Raw genomic sequence first — 21,337 nt, forward strand, 5'->3', positions numbered from 1 at the left:
GCTTCGCATCGCCCCGGAATGACCTATCGTACTTAACCGAACAGCCGCATCAGCAGGGCCTTGCCGACCGGCGCCGCGCGCACGCCGTGGAAGGCGCGGACATATTCGCCGGCATAGAATGCGCGCACGACATTGACCCGCGTCGCCACCGCGTCCTCGAAGCGGACGCCGAAGCCGTCGCGGGTGCGCCGGACCACGGTCGCGGCGACGTTCTGTCCGTAGACATTGCATTTGATCAAGGAACCGATGGCGGGCGGGACGGGATCGATGAAGCGCGCGCCCGAGATCGAGATGTCGGCCATCCGGATCAAGCGCATCTCGCTGTCCTGATGGATCAGGATCGGCTCGTCGCGTTCGAAGCGCTCGGCCTTGCGGCGCCGCGGCTGCTCGATGCAGATGAAGCACACGATCGCGAGCACGATGCAATTGTAGAGGCTCCAGGCCAGGGCCAGTCCGCCATAGGCGATGTTCTCGCCGCGCAGGTGCAGGATGAAGGCATAGGCGATCGGCTGCGAGCGTAATGACGAGCGCACCGCCATAGAGCCGCAGCAGCGGCCATTCGACGAATCGCCTGTTGCGGTCGCCGCCTTTCGCGGTGACCTTGAACTTGTGTCCCTGCGGCCTGGCGAGGCCGGTCACGACCGCCTTCAACACCGCCGGCGCCGCGATGTATTGCGACACGTCGGTCATGATCGCAAGCGAGCGGCCGCGCGAGATCCAGGCCATCGTGAAGGCGTGCCAGACATAGAACGGCAAAAAATATTTCAGCAGCTCGAACAGGTCGGCATGGACCGCCTTGATCCCGAACAGCAGATAAAGCCACGGCACGACCAGGCCGAAAACCTTGGTGCCGTAGACCGCCGCCCAGCTCATGAAGGCGTCGACCAGCGACAGCCGATCCATGAAGGCAAGCTTCGATCGCCGCGAGAACGGACCGCTGCGGCCCCGGAAGATCTGCATGAAGCCGAGACACCAGCGCCCGCGCTGCGTGATGTATTCTTTCAGTCCCTCCGGCGCGAGGCCGATGGTCAGGCGCTCGTTCAGATAGACCGTGCGCAGCCCTTTCTCCTTCAGACGCAGTGTGACGAGGTAATCCTCCGTCACCGAGTTGGTCGGGAAGCCACCGATCTGCATCAGGCCGGAGAAACGGATCAGCGATGAGGTGCCGCAGCAGAATGCCGTGCCCCAGGCGTCCTTGGCCGGCAGCAGGATGTCGAAGAAGAAGCGCTGCTCGTCGGGCCAGACATCGGTCGCGGCAAGGTTGGTCTGGATCGGATCTGGATTGATGAAGTGCTGCGGCGTCTGCACCACGCCGACCCTGCCGTCCTGCATCAGGCTCATCGCCCGGGTCAGGAAGTCCGGCATCGGGACGAAATCCGCATCGAGGATCGAGATGAACTCCGGCCGCTCAGCCAGCCCGGACGCGTGCTGGAGCGCATGATTGATGTTGCCGGCCTTGGCGTGGCGGTTGTCCGGACGGGTCAGATAGTTGCAGCCGAGCTCCTGGGCGAGCCGGCGCAGCCAGAGCCTGCGCCCATCGTCGAGCACCCAGACGCGATAATTGGGATAGTTGAGCCCGGTCGCGCCGATGATGGTGCGTTCGAGGATCGACCGTTCCTCGTTGTAGGTGCAGATGAAGACGTCGATGAGCGGCGCGTTTGCGGGCAACTTCGATCGGCGCAGGTTTGCATTGACCTCAGGCGAACGGTCGATCGTGCGGCTGAGAAACAGCAGCGACAGGCACACCGCGATCATCGAGGCCGCTTCGGCCAGCATGAAGGGATAGCCAACCAACGCATCTGCGGTGAGGCCCGGCGGCGGCAGGGTGTGGGTCACCCGCCACGCGAAATAGTGGACCAAGAGGACGAACGACATGCCCGTCATCATGACGCGGGCCAGGGTCTGCTCGCGATGGAGCAAGGGCAGGATTGCAAGACAGGCGCCGAAGGCGACCAGCCCGGGCGCAAATGCCGCCATCATGACTTTGCCGCGTCCGCGTTGAACACCACGCGTCCGGTGCGGCCGACCGCGCAATCCTTGCCCGTGGTGTCGAGCGCCGGCATCGAGACCGTCACGCGATACGGCTCCTTGTTCAACGCATCCGGATTGATCGCAAGGTTCGCGGGCGCGCCCGACGCGCCGGTGAGATTGACGATCTCGCCCTGGAGCGCGGCGCTGCCGTCGTTCGGCTCGAAGCTCGCCTGCTCGCCGAGTTTCAGACCGTTGTAGACGCTCTCGGTGACGTTTGCCGTGACCACCGCGCCGCTGCAATCGAGCAGCTTGAGCAAGGGCTGCCCGGCCCTGACGTCCTCACCGGGCGCCGTCATCATCTCCCAGATGCGCCCTCCGACCGGCGCCTTGATGTCGGCTTCCGCCCGGTTGACGTAGTGCAGCTGCTCGGCGGCGATCTCGTGGGTCAGCCAGTCGATCTCGGCATCGGCATGCGCCAGATCGGCACGCAGATCGCTGACGCGCTGGCGCATCTCCTCCTCGCGCTGCACGGAGCTCGGCCTGTCGTTGTAGCTGTCGCCCAGATAGGTGCCGTTCCTTGCGGCGGTGAGCTCGACCTTGGCGGCGTCGAGACGCCGACGAGCACCGATTTCGGTCTGCTGGGAGATCGCCTGCTCGCGCGTCAGGCGGGCCATTTCGACCGTCGACACGCTGCCCGACTTGATCAGCGACGACGCCCGCTCGACGGCGGCCACGGCCTCCTCCCGCCGTGCGGCGGCGGCCTCGATCGCGGTCTGGATTTCGGCGATCCGGGCCTCGAGCTGGAGGATGCGGCCGTCACGGAACTGGCCGGCCTGGCGGGCAAGATCCTGTTGCGCCGTCTCGGCGGCCGCAAGCTTGGCGGCGAGACTCGGGCGCTCATTTTCCAGCCGCGACATCTGCCGCCGCAGATCGTCGAGCCGGGCGCGATCGCCGCGCGCGTTGACGACGTGAAGGATCGTATCGCCCTCGCGAACCACGCTGAGCTGCGTGGATTTTTGCGGCTTCGCGCTCACGGTGCCGTCGATCGGCGAGCGCAAGGTCACGATCCTGGCATTGACCACGGCCTCGACGCTCGAGGTCTGCAACACGGCCTTGAGCGGCAGCCATCCGAAAACGGCGACGATGGCAAGGCCAATGCCGACCTTGAGCAGGCGGCGAACCATGCGGCCCGAGCCTGCGGGCGCTTCGGGATGGGGACTGCTATCGCTGACCGGCTCGTCATGCGCCGGCTGCAGCCGCTCCTGCAAATCGCGCTGCAATCCTCGCGCGCCCTCGGCTTCATCCCTGGTGACGGAACTATTGTCTTCGGGAAACGGCTTGGGCTGCTGTGCCTGATTCATGATGACCGGCCCCTGATCTGTCAGTGCGCGAACCAACGCACAGCTCTGCGGAGCGATGCCGTTGGCGGACAGATCCAATAATCAGGTGCTTCAAAAGCTGCTAAAGCGAACCGGGCATCTTTCGAAAAAATTGCTGCAATTTGCCGAGGTCGGGAGCCCGGCACGGGAGCCGCGCCGTCGACCTGCTCCACCCATCATTCCGGTGCGCCATTGCGCAGCTGAGGGCGTCTGCAGAACTGAGCCCGGAATCCATCAGAGCCGGGGCTAGGCGGGGAATGGATTCCGGGCTCCCACGGAGGCTGTGATCGGACCCGTGTTGCGCGACCCAGGCGTGAGCAGCCAGCGCTTCGGTCCCGGCAGCCTGCCGGACTTGGAATTCAGGGCCGGCTACCGCCCTGAATCCGGCACGTCGAACTGCGGCTGCAGCGCCGCCAGGCTCGCTCCCAGCAAGGCGAGGTAGCTGGCCTGACAGACCACGACGCCCAGATCGAATGCGTCCAGCAGATCGATCCACGGGTTGTCGGCCGGCGTGCTTGCTGTTTGTTTGCCACCCTCGATAACGGAAGGCTGGAAGCTGCGATCGCGTCTCTGGGGCCTCGCCTCGTGGTCGACGTCGTCGGAGCAAACGATCAGATGCAGGCGCGCGCTGGGCATTTCAATCTCCGTCTCTGATAGGCGATTGCTGAACCCCGGAAACCTCTACCGTCATCGAGTTACCCATCAAGCGTAGTCACCGGGATGGAGCGGGCCATTGAACGGAGGTTGATCCGACCGTTACATTCGGTGGGGATGACTCATACTTGAGTTTAGCTCGCAACCTGGACCTGAGCGCGCTCGATGGCTTCGCTTTCTGCGCGATCTAGCGGGTGTGGACCGCCAAAAAGGCCGGCGCGATCCCGTCCGGGCGGCAAGAAAGCTGCTAATATGCAGTCCGTTGGGAGGGCGGCGTTGTCGCCGCTGATGGTAGCAGTCACCTAGCGACGCAGCGCGGCCCATGATGATGGCCAAGTGCTGGTGCTGCCGATGATCCGCGACCCGACCACGAAGTCCTGGTCGGCCGAGCAATGGCTGCTCGGCGGCATGGTGCTGGCCTTGGCTGCAACCTGCATCGGGCTGTTGCTTGGTCCGCAGCCGGCGGCTTCCGTCCATCTGGTTGCCCTGGCGCTGCTCGTCGCGTCGCTTACCGCCGCACTGCTGATGATCCGTCTGGTGGGCCGCTCGCAAAGGCGGATGGAGGCCATGTTGCGTGGCCGAGCCAGCAGCGAGGAGCGCGCGATGGAGGCGCTGCGCAACAGCGAAGCGCAATGGAAGGAGGTATTCGAACACAACCCGGTCATGTACTTCATGGTCGACGCAACGGGCCTCGTGCTGTCGGTCAACACGTTCGGCGCGGCACAGCTGGGCTACACCGTCGACGAACTGCTCGGACAATCCGTGCTGCGGGTCTTTGCCGCCGAAGATCGCGACATGGTCCAGCGCAACGTCGCGGCATGCCTCGACAACATCGGCCAGACCCACAATTGGGAAATCCGGAAGGTCCGCAAGGACGGTTCAAGGATTTGGGTTCGTGAAAACGCCAAGGCGGTGCGGCGGCTGAACGATCAGCTGATCGTGCTGATCGCATGCGAGGACATCACCGAGCGCAAGCAGGCCGAAAATGCGCTGCAGCAGAGTGAAATGTACCTGACCGAAGCCCAGCGATTGAGCCACACCGGCAGCTTCGGCTGGCACGTTGCCAGCGGCGAGATCATCTGGTCGGAAGAGACGTTCAGGATCTTCGAATTCGACAGAGCTCCTTCCATCACACATGCCACGGTCCTGCAGCGCGTCCATCCGGACGATCGCGCCCGCATGCGGCGGACCATCGACCGCGCCTCGCTCGACGGCACAGACTTCGAGCACGGCTATCGATTGCTGATGCCCAGTGGGGCGATCAAATTTGTTCACGCTAGGGCGCATGCGGTGACGAACCTTTCGGGCGGCACCGAATTCGTCGGAGCGGTCACCGACGTGACCGCCCGCAAGCGAGCCGAGGCGGAATTGCACGAAGCGCAGACCAACCTCGCGCACGTCACGCGCGTGACGGCGCTCGGCGAGCTCGCCGCATCGATCGCCCATGAAGTGAACCAGCCGCTTGCCGCCGTGGTCACCAATGCCGCGGCATGCCTGCGGTGGCTCAACCGGGCGGCCCCCGATCTGAACGAAGCCCGCGGCGCGGTCAGGTCGATCATCAGCGACGGCAACCGGGCGGGCGAGGTCATCCAGCGCGTCCGCGCGATGGTGAACAAGACGACCGATCAGAAGGCGCCGCTCGACGTCAATGAGGTCATCAACCAGGTGATCGGCCTGGTGCAGCATGAACTGCAGCGCCACCACGTATCCTTGCAACTCGACCTCGCTCCCGCGCTCCCGTCTGTCGTCGCCGACCGTATCCAGCTGCAGCAGGTCATCCTCAACCTGGTCCTCAACGGCATCGAGGCCATGCAGTCGGTCACGGACCGGCCGCGGGAACTGGTGATCCGGACGCGCCATGACGAGGCCGGGCAGATCGTGGTCACGGTCTCCGATAGTGGCGTCGGGATCGCGAGCGAGAACGCCGAACGACTGTTCGACGCGTTCTACACCACCAAGGCCAGCGGCATGGGAATGGGGCTGTCGATCTGCCGATCGATCGTCGAAGCCCACCGAGGCCGCCTGTCCGTGACCGCAAATATCGGCCCCGGCGCGACGTTCCAGTTCACCTTGCCACTGCACGAAGAGGATCATGCATGGTGACCGGGCGCGCGGCATCGCCTTCTGGTCTGGCAAACGCCGAAGATCCCATCGTCTTCGTCGTCGACGACGACGCATCCGTGCGTGACGCGCTGAGCAATCTGTTCCGATCCGTCGGCTTGCGGACCGCAGCATTCGGCTCGGCGCATGAATTTCTGCAGCGCAAGCCCCCGGATGTCCCGAGCTGCCTGATCCTCGACATCAGGCTGCCCCGGCTCAGCGGCCTCGACTTTCAGGGAGAGCTGGCGAAGGCGGGCATCGATATTCCGATCATCTTCATGACCGGCCACGGGGACATTCCGATGTCGGTGCGTGCCATGAAGGCCGGCGCCGTCGACTTCCTTTCCAAGCCGTTTCGCGACCAGGACATGCTGGATGCCGTGACCGCGGCGCTCGAGCGCGACAGGAACCGTCGCGATGAGGCCAAGGTTCTTGCAAACCTGCGCGCCGCCTTCGCGACCCTGACGCCGCGTGAACGCCAGGTGATGACGCTCGTCACGGCGGGGTTGATGAACAAGCAGGTCGCCGCCGAAATCGGCGTGGCCGAGATCACGGTGAAGATACACCGCGGGCACATCATGCGGAAAATGGCGGCGAAGTCGTTACCCGATCTGGTCAGGATGGCACAGATGCTCCAGATCGGACCGGCAGCCGGCGGGGCGCAAACCTAAGTATGATTCTCCGGCCCCGATTGGCGACGCAGTGTGGTCCCCACATGATGCACACGCCAGAGGCCCTTCCGGCCCGGGAAAACCTCCTTGCCCAACCCGCCCGTGATATCGATCATCGACGATGACATGTCGGTTCGCACCGCGACCGACAATCTCGTCAGATCGCTGGGCTACGCGGTCGAGACCTACGCGTCGGCCGAGGAATTTCTGCACTCGCCCCGCCTGAATGACACATCCTGCGTGATCGCAGATGTCAGGATGCCGGCCATGAGCGGGCTCGACCTGCAGAGCCACCTCATTGCCAGCGGACGCCGCTTTCCGTTCATTTTCGTCACGGCGTTCTCGGTCGAAAGCGATCGCGTCCGGGCGCTGAAGGCTGGAGCGATCTGCTTTCTGAGCAAGCCCTGCGACGGGGACGTCCTGATCAAATGCCTCGATACCGCCCTCGCGCAGCACAGCGCGGCGCCGGGTGCGTGAGTTGGATCAGCCATCACCAGGCCGGCTATACGCAAGGATGATGCCACAAAACATCTGGACAAGTTGCGCATCGACGGCGGCGCCGCGAGAGTTCGCATCGTCGTCCTTCGGGAAGATCGACGGCAAGGACAGCACCAGACATTTTGATTGGCAAATGGCAATTCCTCGGAGGGAGGTCGCCATGCGTTCGGAACCGCGCTGCGCCCAGTGTGACAGCGAAGACCCCAAGATCATCTGTTTGCGAAATCCGGCGGGCGAACGCTACTGCGGACGCCTCTGCCTCTACAAAGGCCAGGAGGACTTCATCCGCTGGCTTTGGCGCGCGAATGCGGAGGCAGCGTCATGACAGCTCGTTGCGGAAATCCGGCGTGCAAACGGCCTTTCGGGCTGATCCGGCACAACTGGTATTTCGAGCAATTCTGCTCGACGAAATGCCGCGAGACCCACAAGCGGCAGCTGGAGCGCAACAAGGCCTATTGGAAGTGGCTGTATCCCTTCCCCAGAACCGGCGCCCCATCGAAAAAGGCGATCTGACGACGTCGGCCAATAGCGCGCGAGGAGTCTCACATGACGACGGTCGATGCGATGCTGGTGGGAGCGATACTCGCGTGGGTGCATTCGCTCGTTGTGTTCCTCTATATCGTGCGCGATCTGCGCAAGATGCCCAGCGAAGATCTCGACTGATCGCCGCACCGGCGGTCGAAGCGGGTCGTTCTGTTGTGGTCTTGACGCGCTTCCTCACGCGAACCGGTTCCCACTCCAAACGCTCTAGAGCGCGATGAGAGTGGGTCGAATCGTCATCGCGCTTTAGCTCTGTGTTTGATCATGATCTTTTCGGAAAACCGCTCCGCACTTTTCCGGATCATGCTCTAGACCTCCACGCCTTCATGACGCAGCAGCCAGCGCTTGCGCTCCAGTCCGCCGCCGTACTTCACCAGCGAGCCATCCGCGCCGATCAGGCGGTGACAGGGCAGCACCACGCTGATCGGGTTGGAGCCGTTGGCATGACCGACCGCACGCATCGCATTCGGCGCGTTCAGCTTCGCCGCCAGCGCGCCGTAGCTCATGGTGGTGCCGTGTGGAATGTTCGGCAGCGCGTGCCAGACCTTCTGCTGGAACGGCGTGCCGGCGACGCGCCATTCGACATCGGTGAGACGATTGAGATCGCCGTTGAAGTAATCGCCGAGCGCCTTGCGCATCGCAGCCGGCGCGCGGCCGTCCCGCAGCGTCACGGCGCCATAATGCAGCCGCAGCAGGTCGAGCATGCGCGCTTCATAATCGTCCCAGTCGAGCGCGCGCAGCACGCCGTCGTCATCGGTCACCAGCAGCGCGGTGCCGATCGGGGTCTTGAGGCGGTCGAGGTTGAAGGTCTGTGGAGTCCTGCGGTCGGCCATTGTCATATCTCGGGCAAGCAGATCGGTCGGCATACAATTCACCGCCCGCATGCTAGCGTCCACCCGAATTCCGGTAAGGAGCGTTTTCGAGCGAAGCGGACACCGGTTCGCGTGAAGAAAACGCACCAAAACAAGAATCTTGAGCTTCGTTTCTTGATTCAATCAGAACCGAAGCTCCGGGGGGCCGCAATATGCTGTTGCTTGGCAATGTTCTGGTCGCGGTGGTGGCCATGCTGCACGTCTATTTCCTTGTGCTCGAGATGTTTCTGTGGACCAAACCGCTCGGGCTGAAGACGTTTCGCAACTCGATCGAGAAGGCAAACGATTCTGCGGTGCTGGCCGCCAATCAGGGCCTCTATAACGGCTTCCTCGCTGCCGGCCTCGTCTGGGGCCTCGTGCACGGCAACCCCGCCTTCGCGCTCCAGATCAAGGCGTTCTTCCTGCTTTGCGTGATCGCAGCCGGCGTCTATGGCGCGGCGACCGTCAGCCGTCGCATTCTTTATGTGCAGGCGGCTCCCGCTGGGTTGGCGCTGATCCAGCTCTGGCTGGCCTAAAGCGCGGGCGCGCTTTTGTTTTCTTGAGCATGATCCACTCGGAAAACCGCTTCACACTTTCCGGATCATGCTCAAACGCGACATCGCGCGCAGGGTGCATCGTCTTGCAATGGCCCAGCCGTTCCTCCATCATCCCGTGCAACGGTGACATCCGCCGGCCTGAGCTTGCGGACAAGATCACCGGCAAGAGGGAGGTCACGGACATGAGAAGCGTGCAATTGCTCGCTGCGACGGCGCTTGCGATCGCGTTGTCGGTTACATCGGCCACCGCGCAGAAGAAATACGACACCGGCGCAAGCGACACCGAGATCAAGATCGGCCAGACCGTGCCGTTCTCCGGCGCCTATTCCGTCTACGCCAATATCGGCAAGACCCAGGCCGCCTATATGAGGATGATCAACGACCAGGGCGGCGTCAACGGCCGCAAGGTCGAGCTGATCCAATATGACGACGCCTATTCGCCGCCGAAAACGGTGGAGCAGACCCGCAGGCTGGTCGAAAGCGACGAGGTGCTGCTGACGTTCCAGATCATCGGCACGGCGCCGAACGTCGCCGTACAGAAATATCTCAACGCCAAGAAGATCCCGCAGCTCTTCGCCGCGACCGGCGCGGCGCGCTTCACCGACCCGAAGAACGCGCCATGGACGATCGCGTTCAACCCGAATTACCAGTCCGAGGGGCGCATCTACGCCAAATACATCCTGGCCAATCACCCGAACGCCAAGATCGGCATCTTCTACCAGAACGACGATCTCGGCCGCGACTACATCACCGGCCTGAAGAGCGGCCTCGGCGACAAGGCCGCCAGCATGATCGTCGGCGAGGTCTCCTACGAGGTCACCGACCCCACCGTCGATTCGCAGGTGGTCAAGCTGAAGTCGATGGGGGTTGATCTGTTCTTCGACGCCTCGACGCCGAAATTCGCGGCGCAGGCGATCAAGAAGCTTGCCGATCTCGGCTGGACCCCGGTGCACATCCTCGACATCAATGCGAGCCCGGTGTCGGCAACGCTGAAGCCGGCCGGCCTCGACATCTCCAAGGGCATCATCTCGACCAATTACGGCAAGGACCCCGGCGATCCCCAGTGGAAGGACGATCCGGGCGTGAAGGCCTTCTTCGCCTTCATGGACAAGTATTTCCCGGAGGGCGACAAGCTCAACACCATCAACACCTATGCCTACTCGACGGCCGAGCTGCTGATCCAGGTGCTCAAGCAGTGCGGCGACGACCTCACCCGCGACAACCTGATGAAGCAGGTGACCAGCCTGAAGAAGTTCGTGCCGAGCCTTGCGCTGCCGGGCATGTCGATCACGACGGGACCGAATGACTACCGCGTCAACAAGCAGATGCAGATGATGAAGTTCAACGGCGAACGCTGGGAGCTGTTCGGACCGATCATCGAGGACACGGGCCCGGCGGGCTAGCCAGTTCGCCGCGCCGACGTGACGTGATCGAGGTCGCGCATCTCAAGTACACTGTCGTCCCGGCGAAGGCCGGGACCCATACGCCGCGGCTTGTGTTGGAGATGGGATTCGTCGTTCAAGCATCGCAAGGCAATCGACAGTCGTGGTAATGGGTCCCGGCCTTCGCCGGGACGACGCTGAGTTTGTTGCTGCCAGCAGGACGGCAAAGTGGAGCCGGGAACGAAGCTCTCGGCAAACTTCTACTTTGTTCATCCGATTACCATCACCGCCCTGCCGACCGAGCGATGTGGCCGACGGGCTTTATTGTTTCGCATCGCCCCCTACTTTGGTTGACTGAAATCGCTCACCTTTTCGGCAGCGTTCGTCTTGCGTTGCAACAACGGTTCCTCCAGTATCCCGGCCCAGCGATGGCGACCGCGGGACCTTGATCCCGCGGACAAGATCATCGGCCAACCATCAGTCACGTGAGGGAAACAGCACTATGAGGAACGGGATTTTCCACCTGGTCACGGGAACGGCGCTCGCGATCGCGCTGTCAGCAACGTCGGCCTTTGCCCAGAAGAAGTACGATCCGGGCGCAAGCGACACCGAGATCAAGATCGGCCAGACCGTGCCGTTCTCCGGCGCCTATTCCGTCTACGCCAATATCGGCAAGACCCAGGCCGCCTACTTCAAGATGATCAACGATCAGGGCGGCATCAACGGCCGCAAGATCAACCTGATCCAGTATGACGACGCCTATTCGCCACCGAAAACCGTCGAGCAGGTGCGCAAGCTCGTCGAGGGCGACGAAGTGCTGTTCACCTTCCAGATGATCGGCACGCCGCGAACGCCGCCGTGCAGAAATATCTCAACGCCAAGAAGGTCCCGCAGCTCTTCGCCGCGACCGGCGCGGCGCGCTTCACCGACCCGAAGAACTTCCCCTGGACCATGGGCTTCAACCCGTCCTACCTCGTCGAGGGCCGCATCTACGCGCAGTACATTCTGAAGGAGCATCCCAACGCCAAGATCGGCGTGCTCTACCAGAACGACGACCTCGGCAAGGATTATCTCGCCGGCCTCAAGGCCGGCCTCGGCGAGAAGGCCGCCAAGATGATCGTGGCCGAAGCCTCCTATGAGGTCTCCGACCCGACCATCGATTCCCAGGTGATCAAGATCAAGGACGCCGGCGCCGACCTGTTCTTCTCGGCCTCGACGCCGAAGCAGGCGGCGCAGGCGATCAAGAAGATCGCCGAGCTCGGCTGGCACCCGATCCACATCGTCGACATCAACGCGACCTCGGTCGGCGCCGTGCTGCAGCCGGCGGGCCTGGAAGCCTCCAAAGGCCTGATCAGCACCAATTACGGCAAGGATCCGGCCGATCCGCAGTGGAAGGACGATGCCGGCATGAAGCGCTATTTCGCCTTCATGGCCAAGTACTATCCTGAAGGCGACAAGGATTCGAACCTGAACGTCTACGGCTACATCACCGCGCAGCTGCTGGTGCAGGTGCTGAAGCAGTGCGGCGACGATCTCACCCGCGACAACGTGCTGAAGCAGGCGACCAACCTGAAGAATGTCGAGCTCGACATGGCGCTGCCCGGCATCAAGGGCAACACCGCGCCGAACGACTATCGCGTCAACAAGCAGCTGCAGATGATGCGCTTCAACGGCGAGCGCTGGGAGCTGTTCGGCCCGATCCTCGAGGACGCCGGCCCGGCGGGCTAGTCGGTTCGCGCGGGTATGAAATGCAATCGGCGGCCTCCGGGCCGCCGATTTGTTTTGGAGCTCGTCATTGCCGGGCCTGACCCGGCAATCCATCAAATTGAGAAGGCTCTTCTCTGATGGATGCGCGGGTCAAGCCCGCGCATGACGATATCGGCCGACGGCCGACATCGTCACTCCGGAATCTCCCCGAAATTCTTTCCCACCGGCAGCACGGCATGCCGGATCAGCCGCGAATCCTCCACCGCGGCCTGGCGATGCTTCACCGCCTCGCGATAGACGGGATCGCGGATCATCTCGGCGAAGGCCGCGACGCTGGGATATTCGGCGATGAAGCAATGGTCCCAGCGCTCCTCCTGCGGGCCGATCAGCATCAGCTCGAACTTGCCCTGCCAGACGATGCGGCCGCCGAGGCGTTCGAACACCGGGCCGCTCTCGCGGCCATAGGCCGCATAGGCCTCCGCGCCGCTCGCCTTGCGGCCGTCCGGATAGGCCGCCTCCTTCCGCAGGCGCACCAGATTGAGCATGTGGATCGGGCCCGGGCGGTCGTTCTCCCGGAATTGCGCGAAGATCTCCTTGGTCGGATCGATATGGCCCATGCGGTGCTCCTTCGTTTCTTGTTCCGTCTCTATGTAGCACGCGCTGCCTCACCTCCTAATCCCCCGTTAAGCTTTGCGTAACCGCCCCTTAAACCGGGAACGCTAGCGTGCGCCCTGTCAGGGTGTGAGCGTTGCGGATGGCGTGGGGACGTAAAAAAGGCGGTGCGCGCAAGGAGCCGCTGTTCGGGCTGCCGGCCGCGCTTGCCGACCTCAGACTGTCGCCCTCCGACCGCATTCCCGGCGGCGGCGACTACAAGCCCGCGAAGTCCAAACCCAAGAGCAGCGACAAGAGCGGCGACAAGAGCGGCGATTCCGGTAGCGAGAAACCGCGCCCGTCGCGCGGCGGCAGCAAGCGGCGCAGCAAGTCGCGGGGCTTTGGCATCGGCCGCCTGTTCTATTGGACCGCGGTGCTCGGCCTGTGGGCCGGCATTGCGGTGATCGCCGTCGTGGTCTATGTCGGCGCCCATCTGCCTCCGATCCAGTCGCTGGAGATTCCCAAGCGGCCGCCGACGATCCAGATCGTCGGCATGGACGGCAGCATGCTGGCGCAGCGCGGCGAGATGGCCGGCGCCAATATCGCGCTGAAGGACCTGCCGCCCTATCTGCCCAAGGCATTCATCGCCATCGAGGACCGCCGCTTCTATTCGCATTTCGGCATCGATCCCGTCGGCATCCTGCGGGCCCTCGTCACCAACGTGCTCCATCGCGGCGTGTCGCAGGGCGGTTCGACGCTGACGCAGCAGCTCGCGAAGAACCTGTTCCTGACCCAGGAACGCACCATACAGCGCAAGCTGCAGGAGGCAGAGCTCGCGATCTGGCTGGAGCGCAAGCACTCCAAGGACGACATCCTGGAGCTCTATCTCAATCGCGTCTATTTCGGCTCCGGCGCCTACGGCGTCGAAGCCGCCGCGCAGAAATATTTCGGCAAGTCGGCGAAGAACGTCACGATCGCCGAAGCCGCGATGCTGGCCGGCCTCGTCAAGTCGCCGTCGCGCCTTGCGCCGAACCGCAATCCGGAAGGCGCCGAGGCGCGCGCGCAGATCGTGCTCGCGGCGATGGCGGACGCGAAATTCATCACCGACGCGCAGGCCAAGGCCTCGATCGGCCATCCCTCGATTGTGGTGAAGCCGGCCGGCGCCGGCACGGTCAATTACGTCGCGGACTGGATCGGCGAGGTGCTGGACGACCTTGTCGGCCAGATCGACGAGAGCATCAAGGTCGAGACCACGATCGATCCGAAACTGCAGAGCGTGGCGGAAGCCGCGATCATCGACGAGCTCGCGGCCAAGAGCGTCAAGTTCAATGTCAGCCAGGGCGCGCTGGTGGCGATGACGCCCGACGGCGCGGTGCGCGCCATGGTCGGCGGGCGGAACTATTCCGACAGCCAGTACAACCGGGCTGTGACCGCCAAGCGCCAGCCGGGCTCCTCGTTCAAGCCGTTCGTGTACCTCACCGCGCTCGAGGCAGGACTGACGCCGGACACCATCCGCACCGACGCGCCGCTCGACGTCAAGGGCTGGAGACCCGAGAACTACACCCACGAATATTTCGGCGCGGTGACGCTGACGCAGGCGCTGGCGATGTCGCTCAACACGGTCGCGATCCGCCTCGGCCTCGAGGTCGGGCCGAAGAACGTGGTGCGCACCGCGCACCGGCTCGGCATCTCCTCCAAGCTCGAACCCAATGCCTCGATCGCGCTCGGCACCTCCGAGGTCTCCGTGGTCGAGCTGGTCGGCGCCTACGCGCCCTTCGCCAACGGCGGCTACGCCATCTCGCCGCATGTGGTGACCAAGATCAAGACCAGCTCGGGCAAGCTGCTCTATGACCGACCGACCGATCCGCCCAACCAGGTGATCGAGCCGCGCTACGATTCGATGATGAACAGCATGATGCGGGAGACGCTGATATCAGGCACCGCCAAGAAGGCCGAGATTCCCGGCTGGCCGGCCGCCGGCAAGACCGGCACCAGCCAGGATTATCGCGACGCCTGGTTCATCGGCTACACCGCCAACCTCGTCACCGGTGTCTGGCTCGGCAACGACGACAACTCGCCAACCAAGAAGGCGACCGGCGGCGGCCTGCCGGTGGAAGTCTGGACGCGCTTCATGCGCGCGGCGCACGAGGGCGTGCCGGTGGCCGCGATCCCGAACTCGCAAGGCAGTTGGGGACCGGCGAACCTGATGCAGATCTCGTCGCAGGTCACCGCACCGGCAGCGCCGGCGGGACCGATGCAGATTCAGCCACCGATGCAGGCATCGCAGCCGCCCGCGCCGGTACCATCCGGCGGCAGCTATTATCGCCCGCCATCGCCGACGCCAGCCCGCGCCTCGGCGCCACCCAACCCGAACGCGCGGCCCGAGGCTGCGGCTGGACTTGACGGCTGGCTGGCGGATCGGTTGTTTCGGTAGGCGCTAAAGCATGATCCGGAAAAATGCGAAGCGGTTTTCCGAAAAGATCATGCTCAAACAAAGAGCTAAGGCGCGATGACGATTCAACCTAACTCATCGCGCTTTAGTCCGACAAATCACATCAATTCGTAGCCCGGATGAAGCGAAGCGAAATCCGGGACCAGTCGCCCCACCAATGAGAGCTGCCCTGGATTGCGCTGCGCTCCATCCGGGCTACGCACCGCGCCTTTCATTTATGTTCAAGCCGTCATCCCCGGACGTGCGGGGATCCAGTACGCCGCGGCCTATCGGTTGAACACGAATGCCTCCGGAATACTGGATCGCCCGCTTTCGCGGGCGGTGATAGGAGGCGGCGAAGACAGTGCGTAGTATCGTAGACCGGCGCTGCTGCGCCCTACTCCTCGACCCCGTAGCGATGCAGATCGTTGCCGTAGGTGTCGAGCCACTTCTTGGCGCGCTCCATCGACGGGCAGACTTTTCCGCACACGCGCCAGAACCGCGCCGAGTGGTTCATCTCGACGAGATGAGCGACTTCGTGGGCGGCGAGATAGTCGAGCACGAAGGGCGGTGCGAGGATCAGGCGCCAGGAGAACGACAGCGAGCCGGCCGAGGTGCAGGAGCCCCAGCGGCTGGACTGATCGCGGATCGAGATCCGGCGTACCCGCACACCGAGTTCCGCGGCGTGAAGCTGCGCCGCCTTCTGCAGATCCTTGCGCGCCTCGCGCTTGAGGAAGTCGTGCACGCGGCGATCCATGTGCTCGACGCCGCCGGCGACGCAAATGATCTTCTCGCCGCTGTCGCGCGTCTCGGTCCACACCGTGCCGCGCTCGCCCGAGCGGTGCACCAGGCGATGCGGCACGCCGCGCAACGGCACCACGGTGCCGGGCTGGAACGGCGCGGCCTTCGGCAGACGGCCGAGACGGGCGGCGATCCAGCCGCCATGGAGATTGGCGAAGTCCTTGGCTTCCGGAATCGTGCCGCGCGGCGGCATCGTCAGGATCGCTTCACGATCGGTCGGATGTATCCTGAGTGTGTAACGGCGCGCGCGCCTGTGCCGGCGCAACCTGACGGTGAAGAACTGGGAGCCGTGTCTGACCAATACGGTCGCGGGTTCGGCAGGCCGACGATAAAGGAGTGCGCGAGTGGCCATGTCTGTCAGTCCGGGGAGCAGGAGTTCGCCCGGATTCTGCCATAACCGCCGCCAGGGAAAGCGCTCGGCGCAAAAACAAATCATTTGCCCAATATACAGGGGCTGGACGTTAATTGACCTCTACAGGCAGGGGCTGGAACCCGAATTTTTCCGATGAATCAAGGTTACGAAAAAGGCCCAAAGAATGGAATTATATTCATCCCTTGAGCCTGGTCTGATTTGAGATTCTTTTAGTTAAATCAGTGACTTGTGCGACCGCGAAAATCGCGGCCGGGGCGATACCTATTCGGCGGCGGCGACCAGCGAAAGCCGCGCATTGGCCGCCGAAACCATGAAATCAGAGATTCGCGGCACGATTTCGGACCGGAAACGCGAGCCGTTGAACACGCCATAGTGCCCGACGCCCTTCTGCACGTAATGCACTCGGCGATGGTTCGGGATCGCGGTGCAGAGCGCGTGCGTCGCCTCGGTTTGGCCAAGACCGGAGATGTCGTCGTTCTCGCCTTCGACCGTCATCAACGCGACGCGCTTGACCTTGGAGGGTTCGACGCGGGTTCCACGATGAGTCATCTCGCCCTTCGGCAGCGAGTGCTTCACGAACACGGTGTCGACGGTCTGCAGGTAATACTCGGCCGAGAGATCCATCACCGCGAGATATTCGTCGTAGAAATCGCGGTGCTTGTCGACGAGATCGCCGTCGCCCTTCACCAGATTGGCAAACAGCTGCTTGTGCGCATCCATGTGCCGATCGAGATTCATGCTGATGAAGCCGTTCAGCTGCAGGAATCCCGGATAGACGTCGCGCATCATGCCCGGATGCGGGAACGGCACCTTGGTGATGACGTGGTTGCGGAACCAGTCGATACCGCGCTCCTGGGCGAGGTTGTTCACCGCGGTCGGATTGCGGCGGGTGTCGATCGGGCCGCCCATCAACGTCATCGAGGTCGGCACGAACGGATCGTTATTCGCTTCCATCACCGAAACGGCCGCCACGACAGGCACCGACGGCTGGCACACCGCGATGACATGCATGTTGCCGCCAAGCGCGTGCAGCATCTCGATCAGGTAATCGACATAGTCCTCGAGGTCGAACCGGCCGGCCGCGAGCGGGACCATGCGGGCATCGGCCCAATCGGTGATGTAGACCTCATGCGCCGGCAGGAAAGCCTCGACCGTGCCGCGCAGCAGCGTCGCATAATGGCCGGACATCGGAGCCACGATCAGCACGCGCGGCTGCGGACTGCGCAGCGGGCGGGCGAACTTGCGATCGAAATAGAGCAGCTTGCAGAACGGCTTTTCCCAGACCGAACGGATCTCCACAGGGACGCGGATGCCGTTGACCTCGGTGTCGTTGAGACCCCATTCCGGCTTGCCGTAGCGGCGCGTGGTGCGCTCGAACAATTCACAGGCCGCGGCGACCGACTTGCCGACCTCGGTGCGCGCCCAGGGGTTGAGGGGATTCTGAAACAGCAGCTTGGTCGCGTCGGTGACCGCACGTGCCGGATTGAGAGAGGCATGAGCCATCTCGTACATCCAGTACATCGGCGTCGTCAGGACCGGACTGCCTTCTGCCGCCAGCGGCGGCGCGCCGCCGAACTCACCAATGGGCATAGTATTTTCAGACCCCTGTTTTGCGCCGCAGCATACTGACCAATGCGTAACAATGCGTCAATGCGCCGCGAGCCGAATCTGGGGGCGATATCGGGCTAAAAGGCCGAGAATCCACGAGAAAGTGACATTTATTCACCACCGCCGAGCAGCGACCCGTTGCGCTTGGCGCTCTGCAAAAGGGCAAGGAAGATCGCAAAAGAGGCAGCGAACAGGATGGCGTTGATGGCCAGCGCCCACACCATCAGGTCGGCGCGGAAGACGTGCTCGATCAACAGGGCCCGCATTCCCTCGAACACGTAGGTCGGCGGCAACGCCCAGGCGACGTATTGCAACCAGACCGGCAGCACGCTGACGGGATAGTAGATGCAGGCGAGCGGCATGATCGCGAACATCAGGGTCCAGACGATGCTTTCGGCGCCAAGGCCGTTTCGCAGCACCAGACCCGAGACGAAGATGCCGACCGACCAGCTCGTGAAGATCAGATTGCAGAAGAAGGCGATCAGCGGCAGGCCGAGCGCATAGACGTTGAAGTGAAACAGAAACAGCGCGAGCAGCGTCATCGGGATGACGCCGATCGCGAGCCGGATCAGGCTCATGACCATCAGCGACAGCAGAAACTCGATCGGCTTGAGCGGGCTCATCATGAGGTTGCCGAGGTTGCGCGCCCACATCTCTTCCAGGAACGAGATGGAGAAGCCGAGCTGTCCGCGGAACAGGATGTCCCAGAGGATGACGGCGCCGATCAGCGTGCCGCCCGCCTTGGCGAAGAAGCCGGATGCCTGCGAGATGTAATTCTGGAGGAAGCCCCAGGTGATGACCTGCAGCGCCGGCCAGTACAGCAGCTCGAGCAGCCGCGGCCAGGACGACAGCAAGAGATACCAGTAGCGCAGGACCATCGCATTGATGCGTTGCAGTGAAATGGCGTGCTGGTGCTGGCTGACGAGTTCACTCATGGTGTGCCCTCTGGCGCGCCCTCGCGCACCCGGCCGCGCGCGACGTCCAGAAACACCTCTTCCAGGGTGGTGCGGTTGTAGCGGGCCATGATCGCTGCCGGCGCGTCGTCGTCCTCGATGCGGCCGCGCTTCATGATGATGACGCGGTCGCAGAGCCGTTCGACCTCGAGCATGTTGTGCGAGGCCAGGAGAATGGTGGCGTTGTTGTCCCGGCGATACCGCTCAAGATGCGCGCGCACCCAGTCGGCGGTATCGGGGTCGAGCGAGGCGGTCGGCTCGTCCAGGAGCAGCAGCTCGGGCTGGTTGATCAGCGCCTTCGCCAGCGCCACGCGGGTCTTCTGACCGGCCGAGAGCTTGCCGTTGGCGCGGTCGATGAATTCGGTGAGGTCGAGATCATCGGCGAGCTGGTCGATCCGCTCACGCAAATGCTGCACGGCATAGAGGCGGCCGAACACGGTGAGGTTCTGCCGCACCGTGAGCCGCATCGGCATGTCGACATAGGGGCTCTCGAAATTCATCCGGCCCAGCACGGCCGCGCTCTCCTCGGGCATGCGATGCCCCAGCACCTGCACGCGGCCGGAGGTCGGCAGCACCAGGCCCATGATCATCGCGATGGTCGTGGTCTTGCCGGCGCCGTTGCCGCCCAGAAGGCCGGTGATGCTGCCGCGCGGAAGCGTGAAGGAGATATCGTCGACGGCGCGGGTCTGCTTGTAGACCTTGACGAGGTGCGCGACGTCGATCGCGGCCGATCCGCCCTGATCGACCGCCGGCGATTGCGCCTGACCTGTCCCGACCTGTTGCATGTGGCCGTCATTGAGCCATTGCGACAATAAGCGCAAGGCTTGCCCTGCATCGTTGCGCTAAGTCGCGAATTTGTGCGCCGCCCACGGCACAGCTAAGGTCCCGGCATGACCGACGTCGCTTCCGATTTCCGCCAACCCCGCCGCTATGTCCGGCTGGACACGATCCTGCGGCTGCGCTGGCTCGCAGTGCTGGGGCAGCTCGCCGCGATCTTCATCGTGGCACAGGGGCTCGAATTCGACGTTCCGATCGTCCCATGCGTCACCATCGTGACGTTCTCGGCGCTGCTCAATCTGGCGCTCCAGACCGCGGCCAATCCGATGCAGCGGCTGGAGCCGATGCAGGCGGCCGGGCTGCTCGCGCTGAACATCGTGGAGCTGGCCGGCCTGTTGTTCTTCACCGGCGGCCTGCAGAACCCGTTCTCGTTCCTGTTCCTCGCGCCCGTGCTGATCTCGGCCACCGCGCTGCCGATCCGGCTGACGATCGCGCTCGGCTGCCTTGCGGTCGCCTGCGCCTCCGCGCTGTTCTTCTTCCATTTTCCGCTGCCGTGGGATTCCGACGATCCGCTGGTGCTGCCGCCGGTCTATCTCGTCGGCGTCTGGCTCTCGATCGTGCTCGCGATCGGCGTCACCAGCCTCTACTCGTTCCAGGTCACCGAGGAGGCGCGCAAGCTCGCGGACGCGCTGGCGGCGACCGAGCTGGTGCTGACGCGCGAGCAGCATCTGACCCAGCTCGACGGACTCGCCGCCGCCGCCGCGCACGAGCTCGGCACGCCGCTCGCGACGATCTTCCTGATCTCGCGCGAACTGGAAAAGACGGTGAAGGACCCAAGCTTTGCCGCCGACCTGAAGACCTTGCGCGAGCAGACCCAGCGCTGCCGCGACATCCTGAGCAAGATCACCCAGCTCTCCTCCACCGGCGCGCCGTTCGACCGCATGAAGATGTCGGAGCTGATCGAGGAGGTGGTGGCGCCGCACCGCGATTTCGGCGTCGAGATCAAGGTGCGGCTTGCTGTCGCAGCAACGCCTGAGCCGGTCGGCTCGCGCAATCCGGCGATCCTTTACGGCATCGGTAACATCGTCGAGAACGCGGTCGATTTCGCCCGCACCACCGTCGAGGTGAACGCATGGTGGAACGCCGAGACCGTTGAGGTCGTCGTCTCCGACGACGGTCCGGGCATCGCGCCCGACATGCTGAAGCGGATCGGCGAGCCGTATCTGTCGCGCCGCCGGGGTGCGGATGAGGCCCAAAACCCACGTGGGGGCCTCGGTCTGGGCGTTTTCATCGCAAGGACGCTGCTGGAACGTACCGGCGCCAAGGTGTCGTTTACCAATCGCACCTTTCCCGATCACGGCGCCGTGGTGCAGATCGTCTGGCCGCGCGAGCGCTTCGAGGAAGCCGCGCCGGGCGACGAAACCGAATCCTGAGAACGATTCTTAATCGCAACTCTGGCATTACGGATGCATTGTTCTCTCCAGACAAGCACG

Annotated in this window: 16 protein-coding genes and 2 pseudogenes; 9 read left to right on the forward strand and 9 right to left on the reverse strand. The window is 63.6% G+C overall.

Features of this window, described 5'->3' with window-relative positions:
• Window positions 1-32 precede the first annotated feature (32 nt).
• The 3 genes and pseudogenes from RX327_RS38765 to RX327_RS38775 form a co-directional block, all read right to left on the reverse strand.
• A pseudogene (locus RX327_RS38765) lies at window positions 33-1,980 on the reverse strand (glycosyltransferase).
• Complete coding sequence (locus tag RX327_RS38770; protein ID WP_244481763.1) at window positions 1,977-3,332, reverse strand: HlyD family efflux transporter periplasmic adaptor subunit; 1,356 nt, start codon at window positions 3,330-3,332, stop codon at window positions 1,977-1,979. Before RX327_RS38770 ends, RX327_RS38765 begins: the two are co-directional and overlap by 4 nt.
• 387 nt (window positions 3,333-3,719) lie before the next feature.
• Window positions 3,720-3,986 carry a hypothetical protein gene (locus tag RX327_RS38775; RefSeq protein ID WP_050383345.1) on the reverse strand — a complete coding sequence of 89 codons (267 nt, stop codon included), beginning with the start codon at window positions 3,984-3,986 and terminating at the stop codon, window positions 3,720-3,722.
• A 354-nt stretch (window positions 3,987-4,340) separates the two neighbouring features.
• Here RX327_RS38775 and RX327_RS38780 point away from each other — a divergent pair, with 354 nt between their 5' ends.
• From RX327_RS38780 to RX327_RS38795, 4 genes are all read left to right on the forward strand, one after another.
• Window positions 4,341-6,107 (forward strand): PAS domain S-box protein, encoded by a 1,767-nt coding sequence (locus RX327_RS38780; RefSeq protein WP_244481764.1) that lies wholly within the window; start codon window positions 4,341-4,343, stop codon window positions 6,105-6,107.
• On the forward strand, window positions 6,101-6,775 hold the full coding sequence (locus tag RX327_RS38785; RefSeq protein ID WP_317249030.1) for a response regulator transcription factor: 675 nt from the start codon (window positions 6,101-6,103) through the stop codon (window positions 6,773-6,775). Before RX327_RS38780 ends, RX327_RS38785 begins: the two co-directional genes overlap by 7 nt.
• An 87-nt stretch (window positions 6,776-6,862) precedes the next feature.
• Window positions 6,863-7,252 carry a response regulator transcription factor gene (locus RX327_RS38790; protein ID WP_157342526.1) on the forward strand — a complete coding sequence of 130 codons (390 nt, stop codon included), beginning with the start codon at window positions 6,863-6,865 and terminating at the stop codon, window positions 7,250-7,252.
• 342 nt (window positions 7,253-7,594) lie between these two features.
• Window positions 7,595-7,786, forward strand: a complete 192-nt coding sequence (locus RX327_RS38795; RefSeq protein WP_028338000.1) for a hypothetical protein — start codon at window positions 7,595-7,597, stop codon at window positions 7,784-7,786.
• A 335-nt stretch (window positions 7,787-8,121) separates the two neighbouring features.
• On the opposite strand, the gene RX327_RS38800 is transcribed toward RX327_RS38795, so the two are convergent.
• Window positions 8,122-8,646, reverse strand: coding sequence for a methylated-DNA--[protein]-cysteine S-methyltransferase (locus RX327_RS38800; protein ID WP_317249031.1), 525 nt, complete (start codon window positions 8,644-8,646; stop codon window positions 8,122-8,124).
• Between the two features lie 191 nt (window positions 8,647-8,837).
• Between RX327_RS38800 and RX327_RS38805 the strand changes: the two genes are divergently transcribed.
• The 3 genes and pseudogenes from RX327_RS38805 to RX327_RS38815 all read left to right on the forward strand — a co-directional run bounded on the left by RX327_RS38805 (window position 8,838) and on the right by RX327_RS38815 (window position 12,331).
• Window positions 8,838-9,200 carry a DUF1304 domain-containing protein gene (locus RX327_RS38805; RefSeq protein ID WP_317249032.1) on the forward strand — a complete coding sequence of 121 codons (363 nt, stop codon included), beginning with the start codon at window positions 8,838-8,840 and terminating at the stop codon, window positions 9,198-9,200.
• Window positions 9,201-9,403: 203 nt separating this feature from the next.
• The gene (locus tag RX327_RS38810; RefSeq protein ID WP_317249033.1) at window positions 9,404-10,624 is read left to right on the forward strand and encodes an ABC transporter substrate-binding protein; all 1,221 of its coding nucleotides are present in this window, start codon (window positions 9,404-9,406) and stop codon (window positions 10,622-10,624) included.
• Window positions 10,625-11,105: 481 nt separating this feature from the next.
• Window positions 11,106-12,331, forward strand: a pseudogene (locus tag RX327_RS38815) (ABC transporter substrate-binding protein).
• Between the two features lie 170 nt (window positions 12,332-12,501).
• Here the strand turns inward: RX327_RS38815 and RX327_RS38820 are convergent.
• Entirely contained in the window at window positions 12,502-12,927 is a 426-nt protein-coding gene (locus tag RX327_RS38820; RefSeq protein ID WP_317249034.1) for a DUF1330 domain-containing protein, read from the reverse strand.
• 137 nt (window positions 12,928-13,064) lie between these two features.
• Here RX327_RS38820 and RX327_RS38825 point away from each other — a divergent pair, with 137 nt between their 5' ends.
• Entirely contained in the window at window positions 13,065-15,335 is a 2,271-nt protein-coding gene (locus RX327_RS38825; RefSeq protein WP_317249035.1) for a PBP1A family penicillin-binding protein, read from the forward strand.
• Window positions 15,336-15,729: 394 nt separating this feature from the next.
• On the opposite strand, the gene RX327_RS38830 is transcribed toward RX327_RS38825, so the two are convergent.
• From RX327_RS38830 to RX327_RS38845, 4 genes are all read right to left on the reverse strand, one after another.
• Window positions 15,730-16,569, reverse strand: a complete 840-nt coding sequence (locus RX327_RS38830; protein WP_317249036.1) for a SprT family zinc-dependent metalloprotease — start codon at window positions 16,567-16,569, stop codon at window positions 15,730-15,732.
• Window positions 16,570-16,767: 198 nt separating this feature from the next.
• A complete protein-coding gene (locus tag RX327_RS38835) occupies window positions 16,768-18,096 on the reverse strand; it encodes a polyhydroxyalkanoate depolymerase (RefSeq protein WP_317249037.1) in 1,329 nt (442 codons plus the stop codon).
• Window positions 18,097-18,224: 128 nt separating this feature from the next.
• Entirely contained in the window at window positions 18,225-19,049 is an 825-nt protein-coding gene (locus RX327_RS38840) for an ABC transporter permease (RefSeq protein ID WP_317249038.1), read from the reverse strand.
• The gene (locus RX327_RS38845; protein WP_317249039.1) at window positions 19,046-19,852 is read right to left on the reverse strand and encodes an ABC transporter ATP-binding protein; all 807 of its coding nucleotides are present in this window, start codon (window positions 19,850-19,852) and stop codon (window positions 19,046-19,048) included. Before RX327_RS38845 ends, RX327_RS38840 begins: the two co-directional genes overlap by 4 nt.
• Window positions 19,853-19,957: 105 nt before the next feature.
• On the opposite strand from RX327_RS38845, the gene RX327_RS38850 reads away from it, so the two are divergent.
• Window positions 19,958-21,277 (forward strand): ActS/PrrB/RegB family redox-sensitive histidine kinase, encoded by a 1,320-nt coding sequence (locus RX327_RS38850; RefSeq protein WP_317249040.1) that lies wholly within the window; start codon window positions 19,958-19,960, stop codon window positions 21,275-21,277.
• Window positions 21,278-21,337: the final 60 nt, after the last annotated feature.

Source organism: Bradyrhizobium sp. BEA-2-5, assembly GCF_032918025.1.
In the GTDB taxonomy this organism is placed as follows: Bacteria; Pseudomonadota; Alphaproteobacteria; order Rhizobiales; family Xanthobacteraceae; genus Bradyrhizobium; species Bradyrhizobium pachyrhizi.